At 71.4% G+C, this 20,723-nt stretch carries 19 protein-coding genes; 5 read left to right on the top strand and 14 right to left on the bottom strand.

The features are described 5' to 3' along the window. Positions 1-16: 16 nt before the first annotated feature. A complete protein-coding gene (locus FH610_RS44940; protein WP_240809499.1) occupies positions 17-2,149 on the top strand; it encodes a glycoside hydrolase family 44 protein in 2,133 nt (710 codons plus the stop codon). 42 nt (positions 2,150-2,191) lie between these two features. Here FH610_RS44940 and FH610_RS40955 read toward each other — a convergent pair whose 3' ends face one another. After that, complete coding sequence (locus FH610_RS40955; protein WP_139580630.1) at positions 2,192-2,680, bottom strand: hypothetical protein; 489 nt, start codon at positions 2,678-2,680, stop codon at positions 2,192-2,194. A gap of 221 nt (positions 2,681-2,901) precedes the next feature. On the opposite strand from FH610_RS40955, the gene FH610_RS40950 reads away from it, so the two are divergent. Together FH610_RS40950 and FH610_RS40945 are read left to right on the top strand one after the other, a co-directional pair. Continuing rightward, positions 2,902-4,242 carry a M1 family metallopeptidase gene (locus tag FH610_RS40950; RefSeq protein ID WP_139580629.1) on the top strand — a complete coding sequence of 447 codons (1,341 nt, stop codon included), beginning with the start codon at positions 2,902-2,904 and terminating at the stop codon, positions 4,240-4,242. Positions 4,243-4,375: 133 nt separating this feature from the next. Beyond that, positions 4,376-4,897 (top strand): YbhB/YbcL family Raf kinase inhibitor-like protein, encoded by a 522-nt coding sequence (locus FH610_RS40945; RefSeq protein ID WP_139580628.1) that lies wholly within the window; start codon positions 4,376-4,378, stop codon positions 4,895-4,897. Positions 4,898-4,989: 92 nt separating this feature from the next. Here the strand turns inward: FH610_RS40945 and FH610_RS40940 are convergent, their stop codons facing one another. After that, the gene (locus tag FH610_RS40940) at positions 4,990-5,379 is read right to left on the bottom strand and encodes a VOC family protein (protein ID WP_139580627.1); all 390 of its coding nucleotides are present in this window, start codon (positions 5,377-5,379) and stop codon (positions 4,990-4,992) included. Between the two features lie 136 nt (positions 5,380-5,515). Here FH610_RS40940 and FH610_RS40935 point away from each other — a divergent pair, with 136 nt between their 5' ends. Further along, the gene (locus tag FH610_RS40935) at positions 5,516-6,388 is read left to right on the top strand and encodes a sigma-70 family RNA polymerase sigma factor (protein ID WP_139580626.1); all 873 of its coding nucleotides are present in this window, start codon (positions 5,516-5,518) and stop codon (positions 6,386-6,388) included. 100 nt (positions 6,389-6,488) lie between these two features. On the opposite strand, the gene FH610_RS40930 is transcribed toward FH610_RS40935, so the two are convergent. From FH610_RS40930 to FH610_RS40910, 5 genes are read right to left on the bottom strand one after another with little or no spacing between them, the layout of a single operon-like run. Next, the gene (locus FH610_RS40930; protein ID WP_139580625.1) at positions 6,489-7,460 is read right to left on the bottom strand and encodes a PDR/VanB family oxidoreductase; all 972 of its coding nucleotides are present in this window, start codon (positions 7,458-7,460) and stop codon (positions 6,489-6,491) included. Between the two features lie 37 nt (positions 7,461-7,497). Next, positions 7,498-7,719: a hypothetical protein gene (locus FH610_RS40925; protein WP_139580624.1), complete on the bottom strand. Its 222-nt coding sequence runs from the start codon at positions 7,717-7,719 to the stop codon at positions 7,498-7,500. Then, positions 7,716-8,792, bottom strand: a complete 1,077-nt coding sequence (locus FH610_RS40920; protein WP_205826416.1) for an aromatic ring-hydroxylating oxygenase subunit alpha — start codon at positions 8,790-8,792, stop codon at positions 7,716-7,718. The genes FH610_RS40925 and FH610_RS40920 overlap by 4 nt, the downstream gene beginning before the upstream one ends. A 3-nt stretch (positions 8,793-8,795) precedes the next feature. Beyond that, positions 8,796-10,331 (bottom strand): acyl-CoA synthetase, encoded by a 1,536-nt coding sequence (locus FH610_RS40915; RefSeq protein WP_139580623.1) that lies wholly within the window; start codon positions 10,329-10,331, stop codon positions 8,796-8,798. 15 nt (positions 10,332-10,346) lie between these two features. Continuing rightward, positions 10,347-11,696: an MFS transporter gene (locus FH610_RS40910; RefSeq protein ID WP_139580622.1), complete on the bottom strand. Its 1,350-nt coding sequence runs from the start codon at positions 11,694-11,696 to the stop codon at positions 10,347-10,349. Between the two features lie 304 nt (positions 11,697-12,000). On the opposite strand from FH610_RS40910, the gene FH610_RS40905 reads away from it, so the two are divergent. Beyond that, positions 12,001-12,660, top strand: coding sequence for a sigma factor-like helix-turn-helix DNA-binding protein (locus FH610_RS40905; RefSeq protein ID WP_240809498.1), 660 nt, complete (start codon positions 12,001-12,003; stop codon positions 12,658-12,660). Between the two features lie 112 nt (positions 12,661-12,772). Here the strand turns inward: FH610_RS40905 and FH610_RS40900 are convergent, their stop codons facing one another. From FH610_RS40900 to FH610_RS40870, 7 genes are all read right to left on the bottom strand, one after another. Next, on the bottom strand, positions 12,773-15,313 hold the full coding sequence (locus tag FH610_RS40900; RefSeq protein WP_139580621.1) for a CehA/McbA family metallohydrolase: 2,541 nt from the start codon (positions 15,311-15,313) through the stop codon (positions 12,773-12,775). Beyond that, the gene (locus FH610_RS40895; RefSeq protein WP_139580620.1) at positions 15,306-16,796 is read right to left on the bottom strand and encodes an APC family permease; all 1,491 of its coding nucleotides are present in this window, start codon (positions 16,794-16,796) and stop codon (positions 15,306-15,308) included. The genes FH610_RS40900 and FH610_RS40895 overlap by 8 nt, the downstream gene beginning before the upstream one ends. A 76-nt stretch (positions 16,797-16,872) precedes the next feature. Next, positions 16,873-17,253, bottom strand: coding sequence for a cupin domain-containing protein (locus FH610_RS40890; protein WP_161628212.1), 381 nt, complete (start codon positions 17,251-17,253; stop codon positions 16,873-16,875). Next, the gene (locus FH610_RS40885; RefSeq protein ID WP_139580618.1) at positions 17,250-18,899 is read right to left on the bottom strand and encodes a N,N-dimethylformamidase beta subunit family domain-containing protein; all 1,650 of its coding nucleotides are present in this window, start codon (positions 18,897-18,899) and stop codon (positions 17,250-17,252) included. The genes FH610_RS40890 and FH610_RS40885 overlap by 4 nt, the downstream gene beginning before the upstream one ends. Continuing rightward, complete coding sequence (gene speB / locus FH610_RS40880) at positions 18,896-19,843, bottom strand: agmatinase (RefSeq protein ID WP_139580617.1); 948 nt, start codon at positions 19,841-19,843, stop codon at positions 18,896-18,898. Before speB ends, FH610_RS40885 begins: the two co-directional genes overlap by 4 nt. Positions 19,844-20,056: 213 nt before the next feature. After that, entirely contained in the window at positions 20,057-20,515 is a 459-nt protein-coding gene (locus FH610_RS40875; protein ID WP_139580616.1) for a MaoC family dehydratase, read from the bottom strand. After that, a partial coding sequence (locus FH610_RS40870; protein ID WP_152313710.1) for an amidohydrolase family protein occupies positions 20,512-20,723 on the bottom strand: 212 nt, incomplete at its 5' end. The genes FH610_RS40870 and FH610_RS40875, both read right to left, overlap by 4 nt.

Raw genomic sequence — 20,723 nt, 5'->3', positions numbered from 1 at the left:
ACTCGAGAGGAGACCCGTGCGAACGCGAACGCTCCCGATCGCCCTCACCGCGGCGATCGCCCTGTCGATCGGCGCGGCAGGCCAGGTGCCCGCCCTCGCGGCCGCCGACGGCCCCGCGCTGACGGTCGACACCACCACCGGGCGGCACGCCATCAGTCCGTACATCTACGGCATGAACTTCGCCGACGAGGCGCTGGCCAAGGAACTGCGTCTCCCGGTGCGCCGGTGGGGCGGCAACGCGACGACCCGGTACAACTACCTGTACGACACCAGCAACCGCGCCTCCGACTGGTACTTCGAGAATATCGCCGAGGACAACCCGGACCCGTCGAAACTGCCGGACGGCTCCACCACCGACCGGTTCGTCGAGCAGGACCGGCGCACCGGCACCGACACCATCCTCACCGTCCCGCTGATCGGCTGGGTCCCCAAGGGCCGCGACGCCTCCTGCGGGTTCTCCGTCGCCGAATACGGCCCGCAGCAGCAGACCGACCAGTGGCGTCCCGACTGCGGCAACGGCGTGAAGCCCGACGGCACGAAGATCACCGGCAACGACCCCCACGACACGAGCGTCGAGGCCGGCGCGGCGTACGTGAAGGACTGGATCGGCCACCTCACCGGCAGGTACGGCACGGCCTCGGGTGGCGGCGTGAAGTTCTACAACCTCGACAACGAGCCCGACATCTGGCACAGCACGCACCGGGACGTCCACCCCGAGGGCGCGAGCTCGGTCGAGCTGCGCGACAAGGCCTACCTCATCGGCGCCGCCGTGAAGGCCGCAGACCCCGGCGCGAAGACGCTCGGCCCGGTCGGCTGGGGCTGGTCCTCCTGGGACTACTCCGGCCTCGACCAGGAGACCTGCGGCCGCACCAACTGCTGGTCGAACCCTCCGGACAAGGAGGTACGCGGCGGCCTTCCGTTCACGACGTGGTACCTCCGGCAGATGAAGAACTACGAGGACGAGCACGGCCTGCGCGTCCTCGACTACTTCGACGAGCACTTCTACCCGCAGGCGTCCGGCGTCGCCTTCGGCTCCGGGGGCGACCCGGCCACCGACGCCCTGCGGCTGCGCTCCACCCGGGCGCTGTGGGATCCGTCGTACACGGACGAGAGCTGGATCAACACGCAGGTCCGGCTGATCCCCCGGATGAAGGACCTGGTTGCCGCCGAGTATCCCGGCACCAAGACCGCGATCACCGAGTACAACTGGGGTGCCCTCGACCACATCAACGGGGCCCTGGCCCAGGCCGACATCCTCGGCATCTTCGGCCGCGAGGGCCTCGACCTCGCCACCCTGTGGGGGCCGCCGACGGCCTCCCAGCCCGGCGCGTACGCCTTCCGGATGTACCTGAACTACGACGGCGAGGGCGGCCGGTTCGGCGAGACGGCGGTCGGCGCGACCAGCGCCGACCAGGGCAAGCTGGCGGTGTACGCCGCCGAGCGGGCCTCCGACCACGCGCTCACGCTCGTCGTGGTGAACAAGACCGGCGACGACCTGACCAGCGAGGTCGCCGTCAAGGGACGCGACGGCGGCGCGACCGCGCAGGTCTACCGGTATGGCGCGGCCGACACCTCGGGCATCAGGCGCGACGCCGACGTGCAGGTCGGGGCCGGCGGCTTCACCGGCACGTTCCCGGCCGACTCGATCAGCACCGTCGTGATCCCCGCCGGCGCCGGCCCGTCGCCCTCCCCCTCGCCTTCCCCGAGCCCCTCGCCCTCTGCCTCGCCGTCCCCGAGCCCCTCTCCCAGCCCGTCGCCGTCCCCGAGCCCCAGCCCGTCCCCGTCGCCAAGTCCCTCTCCCAGTTCCTCGCCGACGCCGGCCGCCGCCTGCACGGTGACGTACACGGTCACCAACCAGTGGCCCGGCGGCTTCCAGGCCGGGGTCCGGATCGTCAACCGGGGGGCCACGGCCGTGAAGGGCTGGCGGCTCGGCTGGACGTACGGCGACGGGCAGACCGTGACCCAGCTGTGGGACGGCTCCTACACCCAGAGCGGGTCGAAGGTGACGGTGACCAACGCCGGCTACAACGCCACGATCGCGGCGAACGGCGGCAGCGTGACCTTCGGTTTCCTCGGCCGCTGGGACAACGGCGCCAACCCCGCGCCCAAGCAGTTCACGCTCAACGGCTCGCCCTGCGCGACGAGCTGACCCGCCGATCTCGGTGCCGGCCTTCCCCGGCCGGCACCGGGATCAGTCGACCATCGCGCCCTTGTCGCGTCCGCACGCGCTGAAGTCGTCGTGCCGGCCGCAGGCCTTCACGAGGGTGAAATCACGCCAGACGGCCATCGGAGAGGAGACCGCCTGGCCGTCGCGGCCCACCGGGAAGGGGCCACACCGATGCCACGGGCCGCCACCCGGCGGCCAGACGTCGAGCCAGACCTCGTCACCCGGACGGGTGCGGCCGGTGAGAGTCGCCCAGTAGTGCCACTCCCCGCGCGCCCCCGCGTCGCCGCGCCACAGCGTGACGTCCACCTCGTTGCCCCACTTCCCGCTCGTCAGCGAGTACACCGGCCTGGCGTTCTTGACGGTGTGCGGGTTCGGCCACGACCAGCCGCGGCAGTCGATCGGCCGATCACCGCCGGGACCGGCGGAGGCCGCGCAGGACGAAGAAGGGAGGGCCAGGAGCACGGTCGCGGCGACGATCACCGTGGTGGTCCTGCCATGCCTGGTCCGAACCACCCTGGCCCTCCCGGAGTGCGGCTGCCACCCGGACGAGTATCGATGACAGTGCGTTTTCGCGCAATCGCGTTCCGTGAACAAGCGACCAACGCCAGTCGGCGGCAAATCTTGCCGCTAAAAGCACTAGAACGGCCAAAAAGCAATCGTTGACCGCCATTTGACAAAAAGTTACATTACGTCGGCAGATCGGGGGTCCGGGCGCTCGAAAGGAGACCCTCCTCATGGTGCGACGATTCCTGATCACCACGGCGGCGGCCGTGCTCGTCCTCGTCTGGGGCGTCCCACCGGCCGCTCACGCCGTGGACGGGACCAGGACGCCGGGGTCGCCCTCCTACACGGTCACCCTGACCAGCAACGCCTCGGGCAGCACGTGGACGGGGCATGAGAGCGTCACCTTCGCCAACCCGTCGGCGGACCCCCTGACGGAGGTCTACCTGCGCCTGTGGGACAACTATCACGGGACGTGCCCGTCCACGCCGGTCACCGTGACCAACGTGACCGGGGGCACGCCGTCCCCGCTGTCGGTCTCCTGCACCGCACTGACGATCACCCTGCCCGCCCCGCTCACCCAGAACCAGAGCGCCACGATCGGCTTCGACCTCAGCATCGTCGTGCCCAGCGGCGCCGACCGGTTCGGGCGCGACGGGTCCTACAACTTCATCGGCAACGCGCTGCCGGTCCTGGCGGTTCGCGACGCGAGCGGCTGGCACCTCGATCCGTACAGCAACAACGGCGAGTCCTTCTACGCGCTGATCAGCGACTACTCGGTGACGCTCGACCACCCGACGTCGCTTCTGGTGCCGGCGACCGGCACCTCCGTCGACACGGCGGGAACGTCCGGCCGCACGATCACCAAGGCGACCGCGAAGAACGTGCGCGAGTTCGCCTGGGCGGCCGGGCCGTTCGTGAAGACCACGAGCACCACCACGACGGGCGTCGTCGTGAACGTCTACCGGGTGAGCTCGATCAGCTCCGGCAGCGCGAGCTCGATGATGACCACCGCGAAGAACGCGCTCGTCGCCCACGCGGGCCGGTTCGGCGCCTACCCGTACGGCGAGGCGGACGTGGTGCTGGACAACAACTTCTGGTTCGGCGGCATGGAGTATCCGGGCTTCGTGCTCGACGTGGTCAGCTCCACCGCGCTCGCCCACGAACTGGCCCACCAGTGGTGGTACGGCATCGTCGGCGACGACGAGTACAGCAGCCCGTGGCTCGACGAGTCGTTCACCGACTACGCCACCGACCTCTACAACGGCATCTCGGGCACCAACTGCTGGAACAGCGTCTCCTGGCAGTCGTCGGCCGAGAAGATCAGCAACTCGATGGCCTACTGGGACGCCCATTCGAGCAGGTACGGCACCGTCGTCTACACCTACGGCAAGTGCGCGCTGCACGACCTGCGGCGCGTGATCGGCACGACGGCGATGCAGAACCTGCTGAAGAACTACGCCGCCGCCCACTGGTACGGGATCTCGACCACCGCGGACTTCAAGGCCGCCGCACAGGCCGCCACCTCCGTCGACCTGTCGTCGTTCTGGACCACCCACCGCATCGACGGCTGAGTGCGCCGAGCCGTCCCGCTCCCGGCGTGGCCGGGGGCGGGACGGCTCGCATCGCTCCCTCCCTGCGGCCCGGCGTCGCACACGCCGCACGCGAAGACGGCGCCGACGTGCTCCGGCCGCCTATCCTGGCCGAATGAAGATCGGCAAGCTGGTCGGCGGCGTCCTCCTGACGGTCGTCCTCCCGGGGTGCTCGGCCGAGGGCGCCCCGCCCACGGACACTCTGAAGGTGAGCACCCCGGCCTTCGCCGAGGGCGCCGAGATCCCCGGGAGATACGTGTGCGCCCGGCAGGGAGGCCAGGACGTCTCGCCCCCGCTGGCCTGGAGCGGCGTTCCCGAGTCCGCTCGCGAGCTGGCGATCGTGGTGGACGACCCGGACGCCCCCGGTGGGACGTACATCCACTGGATCGTGACCGGCATCCCCGTCACCGAGACGAGCGCGCCCGAGGGCCACGCCCCGGGGAAGGTCCTGCCGGGCAGCGACGGCAAGGCCGCCTACGCCGGCCCCTGCCCGCCGAGCGGGGTCCACCACTACCACTTCATCGTGTACGCGCTGCGCGGCCCGATCACGCCGGGCGGCGACGCGACAGCGGTGCACCGGCGAATCAAGGATGCGACGATCGCCTCGGGCGAGACCGTCGGCACCCGGAGTGGCTGACAGGCGAGATGTGGGATCGTCGCGAGGAGCCCGGGCCGGTCTCCGGCCTCGCCGGGGTGGCGCGGCCGGGGACCCCGCGTGAGTTCTACAGGTCAGGAGGCGTAGGTGGTGACTTTCCACAGATAGCCGTCCGGGTCGCTGAAGTAGCCGAAGTACCCGCCCCACTGGGCGGGAGCCGCCTCCTTGACCACGCTGCCGCCGCCGGCCACCGCGTTGCTCAACATCTCATCCACCGCTTGCCTGGAGTCGGGGTTGAAGTGGAATGAGGCACCGCGAAATCCGGATCCCTCCGCGGAGACTCCGGCGTCCTGTGCCGCCGCCTCCCATTCGTAGAGAGCCAGCTGCGGGGATCCCTCGCCCAAGCTGAACGAGACGAAATGGCGGGTGTCCTTGTCGATCTCGCAGCCCAGGCCTTCATAGAACTTCTTGGCTCGGGCCAGGTCCTCGACGCCGAGCATGATGGCGTTCACCTGCAGTGACACAGTTCTCTCCTGATGGTTTCGGGGGTATTCGCCGGCTGAACCGGCAGGTCGGACATCCGGACCGGGCCCGGATGTCACATCGGCGTGATTTCGCCGGTCATTTGGTATGACAGGCCGCGACGGAGGAATGTGACACATGGTCGAGCAGGACTGGCTGAGCGAGCGGTTCGCCGAGCACCAGGGCCGATTGCAAGCGGTGGCCTACCGGATGCTCGGCTCGCCCAGCGAAGCCGAGGATGCGGTGCAGGAGGCCTGGCTGCGGGCCGGCCGCGCCGACACCGGCCAGGTGGAGAATCCGGCCGGGTGGCTGACCACCGTCGTCGCCCGGGTCTGCCTCAACATGCTCGAGGCACGCCGGACCCGGCCTGAGGAGTCGGCCGGGACGCTGCCGCCCGAGCCGGCCGCGCCGCACGCGGGCCTCCACCCGACGAGCCAGGCCGGCCCCGAGGACGAGGCGCTGCTGGCCGATTCCGTCGGTGTCGCGCTGATGGTGGTGCTGGACACGCTGACTCCCGCCGAGCGGCTCGCGTTCGTCCTGCACGACGTCTTCGCTGTGTCGTTCGACGAGATCGGGGCCATCATCGACCGCTCCCCGGCGGCGGCCAGGCAACTCGCCAGCCGGGCCCGGCGCCGGGTGCGAGGAGCGGCCGGGGCATCCGATGCCGCGCGATCCGCGAAGCGGGAAATCGTCGCCGCCTTCCTCGCCGCCTCCCGGAGCGGGGATTTCGCCGCCCTGCTCGAGCTGCTCGATCCGGACGCCGTGGCCGGCGAGGTCCGCGGCGCCCACGCGGTGGCGGCTTTCTTCGCCGGACGAGCTCAGGCCGCCCGGCTCGCTCTGGTCGACGGCGTTCCGGCGGCCGTCTGGTCGCACCGCGGCCGGCCCAAGGCCGTCTTCACGTTCGCCGTCAGCGACGGGAAGATCACCCGCATCGCCGTCGACGCCGCCCCGGACCAGCTCCACGACCTCGACATCGTCTTCCTCGGCGCCGACGACAAGGAGCGGCGGTGACCGCCGTGTAGACGCCGTCACAGCCCCGTTCGAGGTCGGCGAGTCTGTCCACCTTCTCGGAGCCGGTCGCGCCGGCAGGCGACCTCCGCCTCGGAGCGGGTCAGAGTTCGAGGACGAGGCGGTCGGACCGGGCCCGGGACACGCAGATAAACATGACGTCCCCGGCCTCGCGCTCCTCCTCGGTGAGCAGGTCGTCGCGGTGGTCGGGGACGCCGCCGAGCACCGCCGTCTCGCAGGTGCCGCAGGTGCCCTCGCGGCAGGACGACAGCACCGCGACCCCCGCCTCCTCGACCACCTCGAGGATCGAGCGGCCCTCCGGCACGGTCAGCGTCGTGCCGGTCAGGGCCAGCTCCACCTCGAAGGCGCCGTCCGCCGTGCCCTCCGCCGTGCCCGCGCCGTTCCGGGCCGCGGGCACGAAGCGTTCGACCCGCAGCGCTCCCTTCGGCCAGGAGGCGCATCGCTCCTGCGCCGCCGCCAGCAGCGGCTCGGGTCCGCAGCAGTAGACGAGGGTGTCCGCACGCGGGACGCCGAGCAGCGCGTCGAGGTCGAGCAGGCCTGTCTCGTCCTGCGGGCACAGCTCCACCCGGCCCGGGTGCTGCCGCACGAGCCGATCGGCGAACGCCATCGAGGTCCGGGTGCGCCCGCCGTACACCAGCCGCCAGTCGCACCCGCGCCGCGCCGCCTCCTCGACCATGGGCAGGATCGGGGTGATGCCGATGCCGCCGGCGACGAACAGGTAGCGCGGCGACTCGGCGAGGCCGAAGCGGTTGCGGGGACCGCGCACCCGGATCGTGTCGCCCTCGGCGAGCCGGTCGTGCACGTACGCCGAGCCGCCCCGCCCGCCGGGCTCGCGCAGCACCGCCACCTGGAAGACCGAGGGATCGCCGGGGTCGCCGCACAGCGAGTACTGCCTGACCAGTCCCGGGCCGAGCAGCAGGTCGACGTGTGCGCCCGGCGTCCAGACGGGCAGCGGGCCGCCGTCGGGACGGACGAGACGCAGGAGGACGACGCCCTCGGCGACGGGCGCCTTGCCCGCCACCTTCACGTCGAGCTCCGGTTCCGTGACGGGCATGGTCGCCGTGGCTTCCTTTCTGGGAGGATGTCGCGTCTCAGACGAGCGCGGCGGCCGGGGCCGGGGAGTCCTGCGCCGCCGCGGGCCGGGGCCGGTGGCCCTCCGGGTGGCCGAGCAGCCAGTCCCACAAGGCCACCGGGTCCTCGAACTCACGCTCCGCGCCGCAGAAGCAGGAGGCGTGCAGCCGGTCCGTCCCCGGCAGCCAGCGAATGCGGTAGACGGTGCGGCCGGCCCGCGCACCGGAGTCCCGCGCGTTCATCGAACGGCGGTCTGCGAGGGCACGGAGTCGGCCGGCACGGGGCCGGCCATCCGGGCGAGCAGGCGGCGGGCGGCCAGCCCGCCGGTGTCGATGTTCACCGACAGCTCCTGGTATCGGTCCGGCTCCGCGGCGAGGACCTGCTCCAGCGTGTTGAGCGCGGCCACGTCCTGCAGGACGACGGTGCGGTTGCTGTCCCGCAGGAAGTCGGAGACCTTCTCGTCGTCGAGGGCGAAGTCGCGCGCCACCGCCCAGAAGTCGTAGGTGGCGTTCTCCGTCGACGGGGTGATCGCGTACACGACCTCGACGTGGAAGGCGTGCGGGTCCGTGCCGTCGGCGGCGGGCGGGGGCGACCCGACCGGGGCGACGCGGCTGTGCAGCAGATACAGGCACGGCGGGTGATACTCGATGTCCTGCCAGCGGGTGATCCGGCCCTTGATGCCGGTCGACTCGGCGTAGAACGGCGGGCAGGCCGCGTCGTCCATGTGGCGGCTGACGTAGACGACGCCCGCGTCCTCGTCGACCTCCGTCGTGATCGGGGTCTCGGCCACCTCCGGGGTGCCGATGTACCCGCCGTGCAGGTACGTCTCGTGGGACAGGTCGAGGAGGTTGTCCACGAGCAGGCCGTACCGCGCGTTCAGCGGCTCCATCCCGCACACCGTGGCGTAGTCGGGCGAGACCAGCCAGGGAGCGCGCGGGGGCAGCGTGTCGCCCGGCTCGCGGTCGCCGATCCACACCCAGACGAACGAGTCCTGCTCCACCACGGGGTAGGTGCGCAGCCGCGCGGTGCGCGGGATGCGCTGCTGCGCGGGCACGGCGACGCAGACGCCGTCCGGGCCGTAGGTGAAGCCGTGGTAGCCGCAGACCACGCGGTCGCCGACCAGATGGCTGGGCGATTCCGACAGGGGGAACCTGCGGTGCACGCAGCGGTCGGCCATCGCCACGGCCCGCCCGTCCTCGGTGCGGTAGAGCAGGATCGGCTCGTTCAGGATGGTGCGGCCGAGCTGACGCCGGCCCACCTCGTGGCCGTAGGCGGCCACGTACCACTGGTTGCGCGCGAATTCGGTGACGATCACGAGTCACTCCTCGGGGCCGGCGGGCAGGGGCCGCCGGCGCAGGTCGGGTTTGCGGATCTTGCCGGAACCGGTCTTCGGCAGCGCGTCGACGACGTCGACATAGACCGGGATCTTGTACTTCGCGAGCCGGGGGCGGAGGAAGTCGCGCACCTCGCCGGGGGTGACGGCCACGCCGGGGCGCGGCACGACGAAGGCCCGGCCGACCTCGCCCCACGTGTCGTCGGGCACCCCGACCACGGCGGCCTCCACCACGGCCGGGTGCTCGAAGAGCACACCCTCGACCTCCGCCGGGTAGACGTTCTCCCCGCCGGAGATGTACATGTCCTTCACCCGGTCGACGATGTGGAGGTGGCCCTCGTCGTCCAGGGTGGCGATGTCGCCGGAGTGGAACCAGCCGCCCTCGGTCAGCGCGGCGGCGGTCGCCTCCGGATCGCGCCAGTAGCCGGGGGTGACGTTAGGCCCCTGCACGAGCACCTCGCCCGGCTCGCCCGGCGCCACGGGGGTGAGGTCGGGCCGGACCACGCGCACGTTGGCGAAGAACACCGGCACCCCGGCGGAGCCCACCTTGCGCACGCTCTCGCCCGCCTCCAGGAAGGTCGCGCCCGGCGCGGTCTCGGTCATCCCGTAGCCCTGGCAGAAGACCAGGCCCCGTTCCTGGTAGGCGCGGATCAACGCGACGGGGATGGCCGCGCCCCCGGACATGAGGGTGCGCAGCGAGGACAGGTCGGCGCCGGGCCACCGGGGCGACCGCGCCAACGCGGCGAACATCGCGGTGACCCCGAACATCCAGGTGACCCGGTGCCTCTCGATGAGGTCGTAACACCGGTCGACATCCCATGACGGCATGATGACCGAGATGCCGCCTTTGAGGAAGGTCGGCAGCAGGGTCTGGTTCAGGGCCGCCACGTGGAACAGCGGCGCGCTGATGAGCGTGACCTCGGTGCTCGTCACGTCCACGCCGATCATGATGTGGAAGCAGTTCCACACCAGGTTGGCGTGGCTGAGCATGGCGCCCTTGGGCCGTCCGGTGGTGCCGGAGGTGTAGAGGATGAGGGCGATGTCGTCGAGCGCCACCGGGATGTCGATCGGCGTGGGGTCGCCCTGCGACAGCCACGTCTCGTAGTGCCGCTCCCCCTCCGCCGGTGACTCGAGCGCCACGACCGTGCGCAGACCGGGTAAGCCGGGAAGATCGCGGACCACCGCGCCGCATTCCGGGGCGTAGACGAGGACGGACGCGCCCGAGTGCTCGAGCATGTACGCGATCTCGGGCGCGGCCAGCCGGAAGTTCAGCGGGACGAAGATCCCGCCCAGCACGTGGGTGGCGAACATCGTCTCGGCGAAGGCGACGTGGTTGGGACCGAGGTAGGCGACCCGGTCCCCCGCCCGCACCCCCGCGTCACGCAGCCGCGACGCGAGCCTTGTCGTCCGCTCGTGGACCTCCGCGTAGCTGAGCGGCCGGTCCGCGTAGACGAACGCGGTGCGGTCCGGGCTCATCTGGGCCCTGCGGGCCGGCCAGCCTCCCAGTCCGGCGTTGCGCATGGATGGCACTCCTCGTCAGGCGGAGGACGGTTTCGCCGTGTCGGCGACGCGACCGGACGCGGGCGCGGCGGAAGTGACCGAGGTCAGGTCCTGGCGGCTGGTCTCGCGTAGCGCCAGGACGCAGACCACGGTCAGCAGGCAGCAGGCCGCGATGATCACCGAGATCGTCGTCGTCCCGCCGCCGGTCGACGCGTCGAGCTGGGCGAACAGCAGCGGCGCGAGACCTGCCCCGAGCCCGGCGATCTGGTAGCCGAGCGAGGCTCCCGTGTAGCGGCTCCCGGTGGCGAACAGTTCGGTGTACAACGCCGCGAGCGGGCCGTACATCAGCGGGTGGATGAGCGACTGGCCGAGCACGAGCGCGAGGGCGAGCACGGCCGTGCTTCCGGAGTCCACCATCGGGAAGAGCGCGAAGCCGTACGCCGCCATGAGCACCGCGCCCACGAGCACCACCGGCCGGCGCCCGACCCGGTCGGACAGCGCCGACCAGCCGACGATGCCGAGGACGGCCAGCGCGGACGAGAGCGTGAGCGCGTTCAGCACCGCCTGCCTGGCGAAGCCGGCGCGCACGCCGTACGCGATGAGGTAGGTGGTGAGGGTGCCCTGGGCCACGAAGGCGGACAGTCCGACGCCGACCCCGAGCAGGAGGGCCTTCGGGTGGTCGCGGAACACGTCCAGCAGCGGCAACCTCGATGCGCGTTTCCTGGCGGCCTCGAACACCGGGGTCTCCTCGACCCGCAGCCGGACGAACAGACCGACCGCCAGCAGCACGATGCTGATCAGGAACGGCACCCGCCAGCCCCAGCTCAGGAACGCCCGCTCGTCCATGACGGCGGCCGTGCCGCTGAGCACCGCCGTGGACAGCACCATGCCGAAGGGGGCTCCGGCGTTGGTGAAGCTCGCCCACAGGCCGCGCCTGCGGGTCGCGTGCTCGGCGGACATCAGCACCGCGCCGCCCCATTCGCCGCCGACGGCGACACCCTGCAGGACCCGGAGCACGACGAGTGCGATGGGCGCGAGGCTGCCGATCTGCGCGTAGGTGGGGAGCAGGCCGATGAGGAAGCTGGCGACACCCATCAGGGTCATGGTCAGGACGAGCATGCGCTTGCGTCCCAGCCGGTCGCCGTAGTGACCGAAGATCACGCCGCCGAGCGGCCTCGCCAGGTAGCCCGTGGCGAACGTGCCGAAACTGGCGACCGTCGCGGTGACCGAGTCGAGGGAGGAGAAGAAGACCTTGTTGAAGACCACTGCCGACGCCGTGGCGTACAGCAGGAAGTCGTAGTACTCGATGACGCTGCCCAGGAAGCTGGAGGTCACCGCGCGGCGGAGCTGAATCGGGCTGGGGGGTGCGACTGAAAGGTTCGGCATGACCGAGCTCCTCGTCCGGGAGCGAGTTGAGACTCTCGCCTTCTCGTCCGGAGGTTAGGCAGATTTCTAACGGAGGTCAAGACTTTGCCCAATATGCATGGCGGGCAGCCCGGTCCGGGCGCACGCATGCCCGGCCCTCGGCCTCCATTCCGACCTACCCTGTCCGGCCGCGCACCCACCGGCCGCAGGCATGCTGTGCCACGCGTGCCGGAGAGACGCAGGTCACGTCCGGTGGCTGTTATATCCGTGCCGGGTTGCGTGTCTAGGGGGTGAAACAGCACGCGAGCAGGGCGCGGGACACGTCATGGCGTATTTCGGCCCCTGGCTGCCCGAGCCGCTGCTCACCGCGCCGGACGCGGCCGAGGACGTCGAGCTCGCCGAGAGTCTGTCGATGGCGCTCATGCTCGTCCTCGAGACGCTGTCGCCGACCGAGCGCGCCGTCTTCGTGCTTCGCGAGGCCTTCGACGTCGGCTACGACGAGATCGCGGCCGCCGTCGGCAAGAGCCCCGCGGCCGTCCGCCAGATCGCCTACCGCGCCCGGCGGCATGTCGACGCCCGCCGCCCCCGCGAGGCCGTCTCCTCCGGTGAGACCCGGGCGGCCCTGGAGGCGTTCCGGCGCGCGCTCGAAGCCGGCGACCTGCAGGGCCCGCTTGACGTGCTCGCTCCCGAGGTCGTCTTGGTGAGCGACGGCGGCGGCGTCAAGCAGGCCGCACCGCGGCCCGTCGTCAGCGCCGGCAAGGTGGCCCGCTTCATCGTCGGCGGCAGCGGCAAGGCCGACGTCACGCTCAACGCTCAGCCCACGATGGTCAACGGCGGCCCGGCGCTCATCCTCCGGGTGGACGGCGAGATCGACGGCGTCATAGCGATCCGGGTCGAGGACGCCCGTATCACCGGCCTCTACTACGTCCGCAACCCACAGAAGCTGACCCGGATCGGATTCGAGACCCCGCTCACCCTGCGGTGAACACCGGTGGCCGAACAGCCGTGGCCGACCTCTGGCTTGGACCAGGACGGCTGCCGCCCACCCGTGGAGCGAACCGGGCGGCAGCCGTACGGGATCGCGCGGGCGGCGCCGATCAGGTGGCGGCCCGGCGCTCCCGCAGCAGTTCGCGGGCCTGCAGGAACGGCGCCCGCAGGAAGGCCAGATGATCCTCCTGCCCGTGCCGATGGCAGACCTGGCCGGGCCACAGACGCCGGCTGCGCTCGTCGATGTAGGCGAGGGAGCCGTCAACGAGGTTCAGCATGTGGTCGACCGTGGCCGCGTCGAACCGGGCGTACTCCTCGCCCGTGCGCAGGTAGACCGGAGACGTGTGCGCCATGATCGGCCTGGCCCACACGTCGTGGTGGCGGGCGACGCCGGCGCCCGGGCCGTAGCAACGCGCGGCGATCCAGCTGTCCTCGGTCACGGGCACGTCCGCGGTCAGTTCGAGCGTGCGGCCGGGAGTGCCGATCCGGCGCTCGGCGACGACGTGGCCGTTGACCACGATCTCGAGCCGGTCGACGTCGAAGATCGACTGAACGCGTGCCTCGACGCGGACGGTGCCGCTCGCGGGCACGCGGGCGTCCTCGCCCGGCCGGCGGCCGTCCACGCCGAGCCACAGGAGCGGCCCGCTGGTGACGAAGGTCGCGCCCTCCCGGACGGCCCGGCACCAGGCCCAGTAGTCGAACTCCTCGTCCGCCGGCACGTGCGCGTACGTGCGGATGAGGCCGATCGGCACCTCGCTGCTCATCTTGTCCGTGCCGCCCACCAGGGTGATCCGGTAGCCGGCGTCGAGGTAGCGGTAGTACTCCTGGATGTTGTAGGGGTCGTAGGCGATCATCTCGACGGCGTCGAGCCTGCCGGTGGCGAGCAGGGCCGCGGCCTCGCCGTTGGGCACGGGGAAGTGCGCCAGCACGACGGTGCCGCCCTGCTCATGGCATTCGTCGGCCCAGTGGGACAGCGTGGTCTCCAGGCCGCCGCCGAGTTCCGACTCCTCGGCGCCGCCGGTGCACCACGGCATGATCGGGCGGCGCAGGCCGAGCAGGTTGATGTGGCCGAGCATGCCGCTGCGGTTCTCCTGACCGGCGAACACGTGCGTGTGCCCGTCGTGGGAGGTGTGCGGGTGCCCGGTGAACTCCTCGGTGTTGGTGAACAGGTGCCCCCACTGGCTGAGCAGCAGGTTGGCGACCCGGACGTCCTCGCCGCGGGCCTCCAGCTCCGCGCCGAGTGTCGAGACGAAGTGCACATGGGTGTCGCCGCTGTACCAGCCGTCGGCGGCCAGGTCCGTCACCCTGGCCAGCGTCAGCTCGAGCTCGGTCTGGCCCGGCCTGATGGTGACGGTGGTGTGCAGCGGCTCGTACTCGAACCCGCGAGCCGCCTCGACCGTGACCTCGCCCAGCGGCAGCCAGCCCTCGCAGGTGCCGTCGATGTAGGAGTAGGTCGTGGTGCCGAGGCGGACGTCGCCGCCGATGTCGAGGTTCCAGGTGTTGCCGTCGGAGTTGATGTGCCCGTGATGCCCGTGCGGAGGGTAGGGCACCCCGTCGGCGGAACGGAAGTGGATGCGGCACGGGATCGGCTCACCGGTCGCCGCGTCCCTGACCGTGGTGCGCACCCAGGCCCGCCCGGCGTCGGGGACGCGCCAGGTGACCCCGGCGTCGCTGTGCCGCCCGGCGGTGAGCAGTTCCCCCCATCCGCAGGCGCTGATCACCGCCTCCCCGCGGGTGAGCGTCAGCCGCGCCGACGGGGTGGCGGCGACGCGTACGTAGCCCTGGTGATGCTCCTCCACCGGTGTCCCCCAGGCCGGCGTGCCCCCCGCGGCCGCCTCGCCGGAGCCGACCGTGCGGTAGACGTAGGTCGCCGATCCCCTGTCGACGGTCACCGCCAGGTCCTCCGAGATCGGCCCCACCGGCGGGTCGAGGTCGAGCAGGACGTCGCGCCACACCGTACGCCCGAAGGGGTCCTCGTCGAGCTCGCTGGTGGTCAGCGCGCCGACGAGGATGGCCGGGCCCGCCGAGTGGATCTCCAGGGCGCGGACCGTCGCGCCCGGGCGGGGGTTGCGGCAGGGCCACAGGTAGAACCGGTAGGGCAGGACGTACGGCGACCGGGCCTGCGGGTCGTCGATGTCGACGAACCGGGCCCCGGCGGCGTCGAAACGCCCGTTGGTGCGCGGCATGAGCCGGTGCTGGGCGTCGGGGACGGCCAGGAACGGGGTCTGCCCCCAGTCGAGCGGAATGGCGCGGTCGCTCCACAGCCGGGGCGTGGGCCCGATCTCCAGGCGCTGGCGCACCGGCAGCCGCTCGGTGGTCCCGTCGTCGTAGACGAGCGTGTAGTGCCCGCAGAGCTGGCCGGCCATCTGCCCGTCGAACAGGTCCGGGGACTCCAGGGCATGAGCGACCACCATCCACGTGAACGCGCGGTCCACCGGCACGGTGACGGCCGCCGGGCCGGGCCCGCCCACGCGCAGCAGCGCCGCGCCCGCGTTCCCTTCGTCGCCGAACAGGAACGGCAGGCCGTAGAGCGTACGCGGCCCGAGCGGATAGGAGTCGCCGTCGTCGAGGACCGAGCGGGGCGCGTTGAGCACCCCGGCCAGGTCGAGCGGGCTGTAGCCCCGGCAACTGAAGGTGTCGTGATCAGGCATTTCCGATGGCGGGCTCTCTCCGCCCCGCGGGCGGTTCGTCGACGGACGTCTGGGCCAGTCCGGCGTAGAGCCGGGGTGCGCGGGCCCGCAGGTACAGGGCCCTGGTCACGCCGGCGACGACGGCGGCCACGCCGAGACCGACGATCAGGATGTTGGTGGTGGTGCCGGCGCCGGTCAGCAGCGGCAGGTTGCTCAGGACGAGGAAGAGCACCACGGCCAGGGCGGCGAAGCTGAGCCCGGGGGCGATCGTGGTCCGGAAGATCCCCGCCTCGGGCGCCTGCCGGCGCAGGAAGCGGATGATCGCCAGGGAGCAGAACGCCCACAGGCAGATGATCCCGAGGAACCCGAGCGCGCTGCCCCACAGCAGCAGCCCCAGGTAGGGGTCGATCCCGAAGACCGCGAACACGACGACGGCCGCGGCCGCGAGCACGGTCTGCACGAGACCGGCCGTCAAGGGGGCCTTGGTCCGCGGGTGGGTGCGGCCGAGCGCGCGGGGCAGCAGACCCTCGCGGCCCATCGCGTAGAAGTAGCGGTTGGCCGCGTTGTGCAGCGCGAGCAGCGCGGCGAACGCGCTGGTCAGCAGCAGGATGTGCATCACCTCGGTGATCGGGGCGGGCACGTACCTGTCGAAGACGGCGACGACGAGGTTGACCGGGTCGGCCTCGGCCGCAGGCCCGATCTTGTCGACGCCGTAGGCCATCACGATGACCCAGGTGATGAAGGCGTAGAAGACGGCGATGAACCCGACGGCGATGTAGGTCGCCCGGCGGACCGTACGGATGCCGCCCCGCGCCTCCTCGCTGAAGATCGCGGTGGCCTCGAAGCCCATGAACGCCCCGGCGACCAGGGCGAACATCGCCCCGTTGCCCGGGTCGAAGACCCTGCTGGGCGCGAACGACTCGGCGGACCAGTCACCGGAGCCGCCCTTCGCCAGGACGTAGGCCGCCAGCACGACGAGCACGACCGTCTCCAGCACCAGCAGGGTCCCGAGGATCCGGGCGCTGGTGTGGATCCCCCGGTATCCGAGCCACCCCACGAAGATCAGGCCGACGATCGCGAACACCCACCACGGCACGTCCCGGTGGAAGTAGTTCTTGAACGTCTCGTTGGCGTACACGCCGAGCGCGCCGTACGTGCTGATCTGCAGGGCGTTGTAGGCGACGACGGCGAGCATCGCCGCGCCCGAGCCCGCCGGCTTGCCCAGGCCGCGCGAGATGGTGGCGTAGAACGCTCCCGCGTTGCGGACGTAGCGGCTCATGGTCATGAAACCGACGGCGAACAGCGCCATGACCACCCCGGCGACCAGGTAGCCGCCGGGGACGGCGGCGCCGCCCTTGAGGAAGTGCAGGGGGGCGACCGCGACGATGAGCGTCAGCGGGGCCAGCGCGGCCAGGACCGTGAAGACGAGATCCTTGGTCCCCATGGCGTTGCTGGCCAGGGAGTCGGGCGCGCTCGCGGAGCTCCCGGGGGGATGACCTGGCATGGTGTGTGTGCTCCTTACTGCGGGTCGGCTCGGGGCTGGAGGCAGGTGGGGCCCGAAGGCGGGAAAGGGGAGCAGCTCAGCGGCTGACCGCGACGAAGACCTTCTCGCTCGGCTCCAGGGTGATCCAGTCGCCGCGGAAGCCCTGCGGGATGTGGAACGACTCCCCCGGGCCGAACTCCTTGCGCCGCCCGGACTCGTCCTCCACGGCGACGCGGCCCTTGAGGACGAAGCAGATCTCGTCATAGGGCCAGGAGTCGAACCGCACGGCACCGGGCTCGCCTCTCCAGAAACCGCCGGTGAACGCGCTCGCGCCGCCGCCGAAGACGCGGAACTCCGCCTCCGTCCACTCGGCGGACAGCAGATGGTAGTCGCTCAGCGGGGGCACGAAGCGCTCGCCGTTCTCCGCCGTGATCGCCCGGACGGCGTCGATGCCCGCCGGGGTCCGCCGGTCGTTCACGACGCCACCCCCTGGTGTTCGAAGGGACCGCGCAGGCCGAAGCGGCGCAGGACGTTGTGGGTGATGCGCTCGACGAAGGGGTCGCCGAGGCTGAGCACGTGGGACCACTCGGTGGTGCCGCCGTTGAAGACCTCGCCGTCGCCGCGGGTGAACGCCGCGATCATCCCGGCGCCCCGCATCTCGCCCTCGTGCACGTAGCCGGGCAGGTCGTCGCCGAGGTCCGCGTTGTAGTTGTAGACCTCTTCCTCCGGCCCGCCGATCGGCACCCGGCCGCCGAAGCGGTCCTCCTCCCCGCGTACGGCCGGGGCGAGAGCCAGGATCTCCAGCGTCTCCGGGGCGCCGTCCTCGAACGTGGGGTACGGCAGGCCGCGCCGGAAGGTGTACTCGACCGAGTCGAGCTCGAAGGCCGCCAGGAAGTACGGCGGCCCGCCGAGCAGGTCGCCGTAGTAGAGGTCGGTCCCCTCGAACGCCCAGTGGTGCGGCCGGTAGACCGTGAAGCCTCCCGACGAGCGGGGAGTGGCGACGCCGTAGCGGTTGTAGATCCCGCCGAGGCCGTTGAGCCCGATGGTGGTGGCGCCCGGCCGTCCGACCGACTTCGCCTCCCACACCGTGGTGGCCAGGTGCGGCGTCTCGGCCGCCTCGGGGTCGAGCGACGGCAGGCGGTAGCAGTACTGCGTGGCCCCGTCGTCGCTGAGCCGCACCTGCCACTGGTAGTTGCCGCCGAACCTGGCCAGGTTGCCGCCGGCGTCCACGAACGCGTCGACCGTGTCGCGCATGCGCCACGACCAGTACTCGTCGTGCCCGGCGACGACGGCGCAGGAGTAGCCGTCCAGCGCGTGGGGGTCGAAGTGCAGGTCGTGCTGGGTCAGGTAGTCGATCTCGTAGCCGTTGCGCTCGGCCCACACCACGAAGTGCCGCTCGTAGGTCGCCCAGAACGCGTCGGCGTGGTGGCGGCTGTATCCGAACAGGCGCGCCCACTCGTACGAGGGGTAGCGGGGAGCGCCGTTGATCGGCAGCGTGCCGGGGTTGGCCTCCCGGGGCGCGCCCGCCGGCTTGCGGATCATGCCCCGGGCGATCGGGCGCTGCGTCGAGGCCAGCGGCGATCCGTTGTCGGAACGCGGGTCGTCGCCGAGGCCGCGGTAGTGGTTCGCGCCGCCCCAGTCGTTGTAGGCCAGCATCGTGCCCGTGGTCAGCACGAGCGCGGCGGGGGAACGTCGCCCGGCCGGCGCCTTGACCACGAAGAAGTGCTCGCGCTCCCACAGTTCGCCCGACGGCGTGACCGCGCGCACGGTGACGATGTAGAAACCGCTCCGCCAGTCGTCCGGAATCTCCAGCTCCAGCCCCACCGGCCAGCCGCAGCCGACCGCGTGGGCGTCGGCCGGCGCCTCGAACCGGCCCGCCGACAGCCCGTCGCGCGACCAGACGACGCGCGGCTCCAGCCCGTCGCGGACCACCTCCAGGTCGAAGGACGGGACGCTCGCGCTGAGATGGAAGCGGACGGTCTCCCCCGGGAAGTACGAGAACCGGTCGGTGTAGCACCACACCTCGGCCGCGCCGGGCGTGCCGAAGGCACGCTCGGAGGGCCAGCCCTTCGGGGACCAGGCGAAGGCGGCGGGGAGCCCCTTCGTCGCGTTCGTGTCGCTCACTTCTCCTCCTTGAGTGCGAGCAGGCCGATCAGGTCGTAGGCCACGTGGGAGGCCGCGACGGAGGTGATCTCGGCGTGGTCGTAGGCGGGCGCGACCTCCACGACGTCGGCGCCGACCAGATCGGCGCCGACGAGGCCGCGCAGGATCTCCAGCAGTTCCCGGCTCGTCAGCCCGCCGGCCTCGGGAGTGCCGGTGCCGGGCGCGTGCGCCGGGTCGAGCACGTCGATGTCGATCGAGAGATAGAGCGGGCGGCCCCCGATCCGCTGCCGCAGCGCGTCGGCCACCTCGTCCACGCCCCGGCGCATCACGTCGGCGCTGGTCACGATGCCGAAACCCAGCCGGCGGTCGTCGTCGAGGTCCTTCTTGCCGTACAGCGGGCCGCGGGTGCCGACATGGCACACCGCCTCGGTGTCGAGGATGCCCTCCTCGACCGCCCGGCGAAACGGCGTGCCATGGGTGTACTCGGCCCCGAAGTAGGTGTCCCAGGTGTCGAGATGCGCGTCGAAGTGCAGCAGCGCGACCGGGCCGTGCCTCCGGGCGGCCGCCCGCAGCAGCGGCAGCGCGATCGTGTGGTCGCCGCCGATCGTGACCAGCCGGGTGCCGCCCTCCATCAGCCCGGAGGCGGCCTCCTCGACGGTCTCGACCGCCTCGCGGATGTCGAACGGGTTGCACGCGATGTCGCCCGCGTCCGCCACCTGCATCTCGGCGAACGGCGAGACGTCCAGGCCCGGGTGGTACGGCCGGAGCAGGCGGCTGGCCTCGCGGACGGCCGAGGGGCCGAACCGGGCGCCGGGGCGGTAGGAGACCCCGCTGTCGAACGGCACGCCCACCACCGCCACATCGGCGTGCTCGACCTCGTCCAGCCGCGGCAGCCGCGCGAAGGTGGCCGGTCCGGCGAATCGCGGAACCCGTGAGGAATCGACGGGCCCCCGGGGCACGCTCATGCCTGATCCTTTCTCTCCGCCGCGAAGCCCCAGGTCAGGGGCCTATGGATCGGCAAGTCTGCACGCAATCGGACTAAACCGGCAATTGGTGCAACAACGGAGAGTCAGGGGCAGGTTTGTGGATGAGAACAAACGCGGACGACCCGGCGACCGGGGCGGTCGCCGGGTCGTACGGTGGAAACGGCCCTCAGCCGCCGGGCGTCAGCTGGGATGTCAGGCGTAGTGCCGGTAGATCACACACGCCACGCAGGCGGGCTTGGCGGAGCCGTCGGTCTCGACGGTGAAGTCGAGCAGCATCTGGACGCCGTCGCCGGGGACGTCCTCGACGGAGACGACGGCGGCGGCGAGGCGGATCTTGCCGCCGACCTTCACCGGGCTGGGGAAGCGGACCTTCTCCAGGCCGTAGTTGATGCTCATCTTCACACCCCGGACCTCCAGCAGCTCGTTGAAGAGCGGGATGACCAGGGACAGCGTCAGGTAGCCGTGGGCGATCGGGCCGCCGAACGGCCCGTCCGCGGCCCGCACGGGATCGACGTGGATCCATTGGTGGTCGTCGGTGGCGTCGGCGAAGGTGTTCACCCGCTCCTGGGTGATCTCCAGCCAGCCGCTGTGGCCGAGATCCCTGCCGGCCAGCGCCTTGATCTCGTCGAGCCCGTTCACCGTGATGGTCATGTGCCTGCCGTCCCTTCCGCGGAGCCGTCCTGCGCGCCTTCTCCGGTGCCGAGCCCGAGCAGGCGTACGGCGTTGTCCTTAAGGATCTTCGGGCGGACCTCGGGCTTGATCTCGAGCTTGTCGAAGTCGGCCAGCCAGCGGTCCGGCGTGATCACCGGATAGTCGGAGCCGAAGAGCACCTTGTCCTTCAGCAGCGTGTTGGCGTACC

Origin of the sequence: Microbispora catharanthi (assembly GCF_006334915.2) — a bacterium.
GTDB lineage: Bacteria > Actinomycetota > Actinomycetes > Streptosporangiales > Streptosporangiaceae > Microbispora > Microbispora catharanthi.
The sequence above is the reverse complement of the archived record's forward strand: the minus strand, read 5'-3'. Positions and strand labels throughout refer to the sequence as shown.

Excerpts from the sequence above, each read along its gene's own strand:
- FH610_RS40910 (WP_139580622.1), bottom strand. The coding sequence starts at position 11,696 with ATGCCGAACCTTTCAGTCGCACCCCCCAGCCCGATTCAGCTCCGCCGC.
- FH610_RS40905 (WP_240809498.1), top strand. The coding sequence starts at position 12,001 with ATGGCGTATTTCGGCCCCTGGCTGCCCGAGCCGCTGCTCACCGCGCCG.
- FH610_RS40935 (WP_139580626.1), top strand. The coding sequence starts at position 5,516 with ATGGTCGAGCAGGACTGGCTGAGCGAGCGGTTCGCCGAGCACCAGGGC.
- FH610_RS40900 (WP_139580621.1), bottom strand. The coding sequence starts at position 15,313 with ATGCCTGATCACGACACCTTCAGTTGCCGGGGCTACAGCCCGCTCGAC.
- FH610_RS40945 (WP_139580628.1), top strand. The coding sequence starts at position 4,376 with ATGAAGATCGGCAAGCTGGTCGGCGGCGTCCTCCTGACGGTCGTCCTC.
- FH610_RS40925 (WP_139580624.1), bottom strand. The coding sequence starts at position 7,719 with ATGAACGCGCGGGACTCCGGTGCGCGGGCCGGCCGCACCGTCTACCGC.
- FH610_RS40875 (WP_139580616.1), bottom strand. The coding sequence starts at position 20,515 with ATGACCATCACGGTGAACGGGCTCGACGAGATCAAGGCGCTGGCCGGC.
- FH610_RS40895 (WP_139580620.1), bottom strand. The coding sequence starts at position 16,796 with ATGCCAGGTCATCCCCCCGGGAGCTCCGCGAGCGCGCCCGACTCCCTG.
- FH610_RS40950 (WP_139580629.1), top strand. The coding sequence starts at position 2,902 with ATGGTGCGACGATTCCTGATCACCACGGCGGCGGCCGTGCTCGTCCTC.
- FH610_RS40915 (WP_139580623.1), bottom strand. The coding sequence starts at position 10,331 with ATGCGCAACGCCGGACTGGGAGGCTGGCCGGCCCGCAGGGCCCAGATG.
- FH610_RS40930 (WP_139580625.1), bottom strand. The coding sequence starts at position 7,460 with ATGCCCGTCACGGAACCGGAGCTCGACGTGAAGGTGGCGGGCAAGGCG.
- speB (WP_139580617.1), bottom strand. The coding sequence starts at position 19,843 with ATGAGCGTGCCCCGGGGGCCCGTCGATTCCTCACGGGTTCCGCGATTC.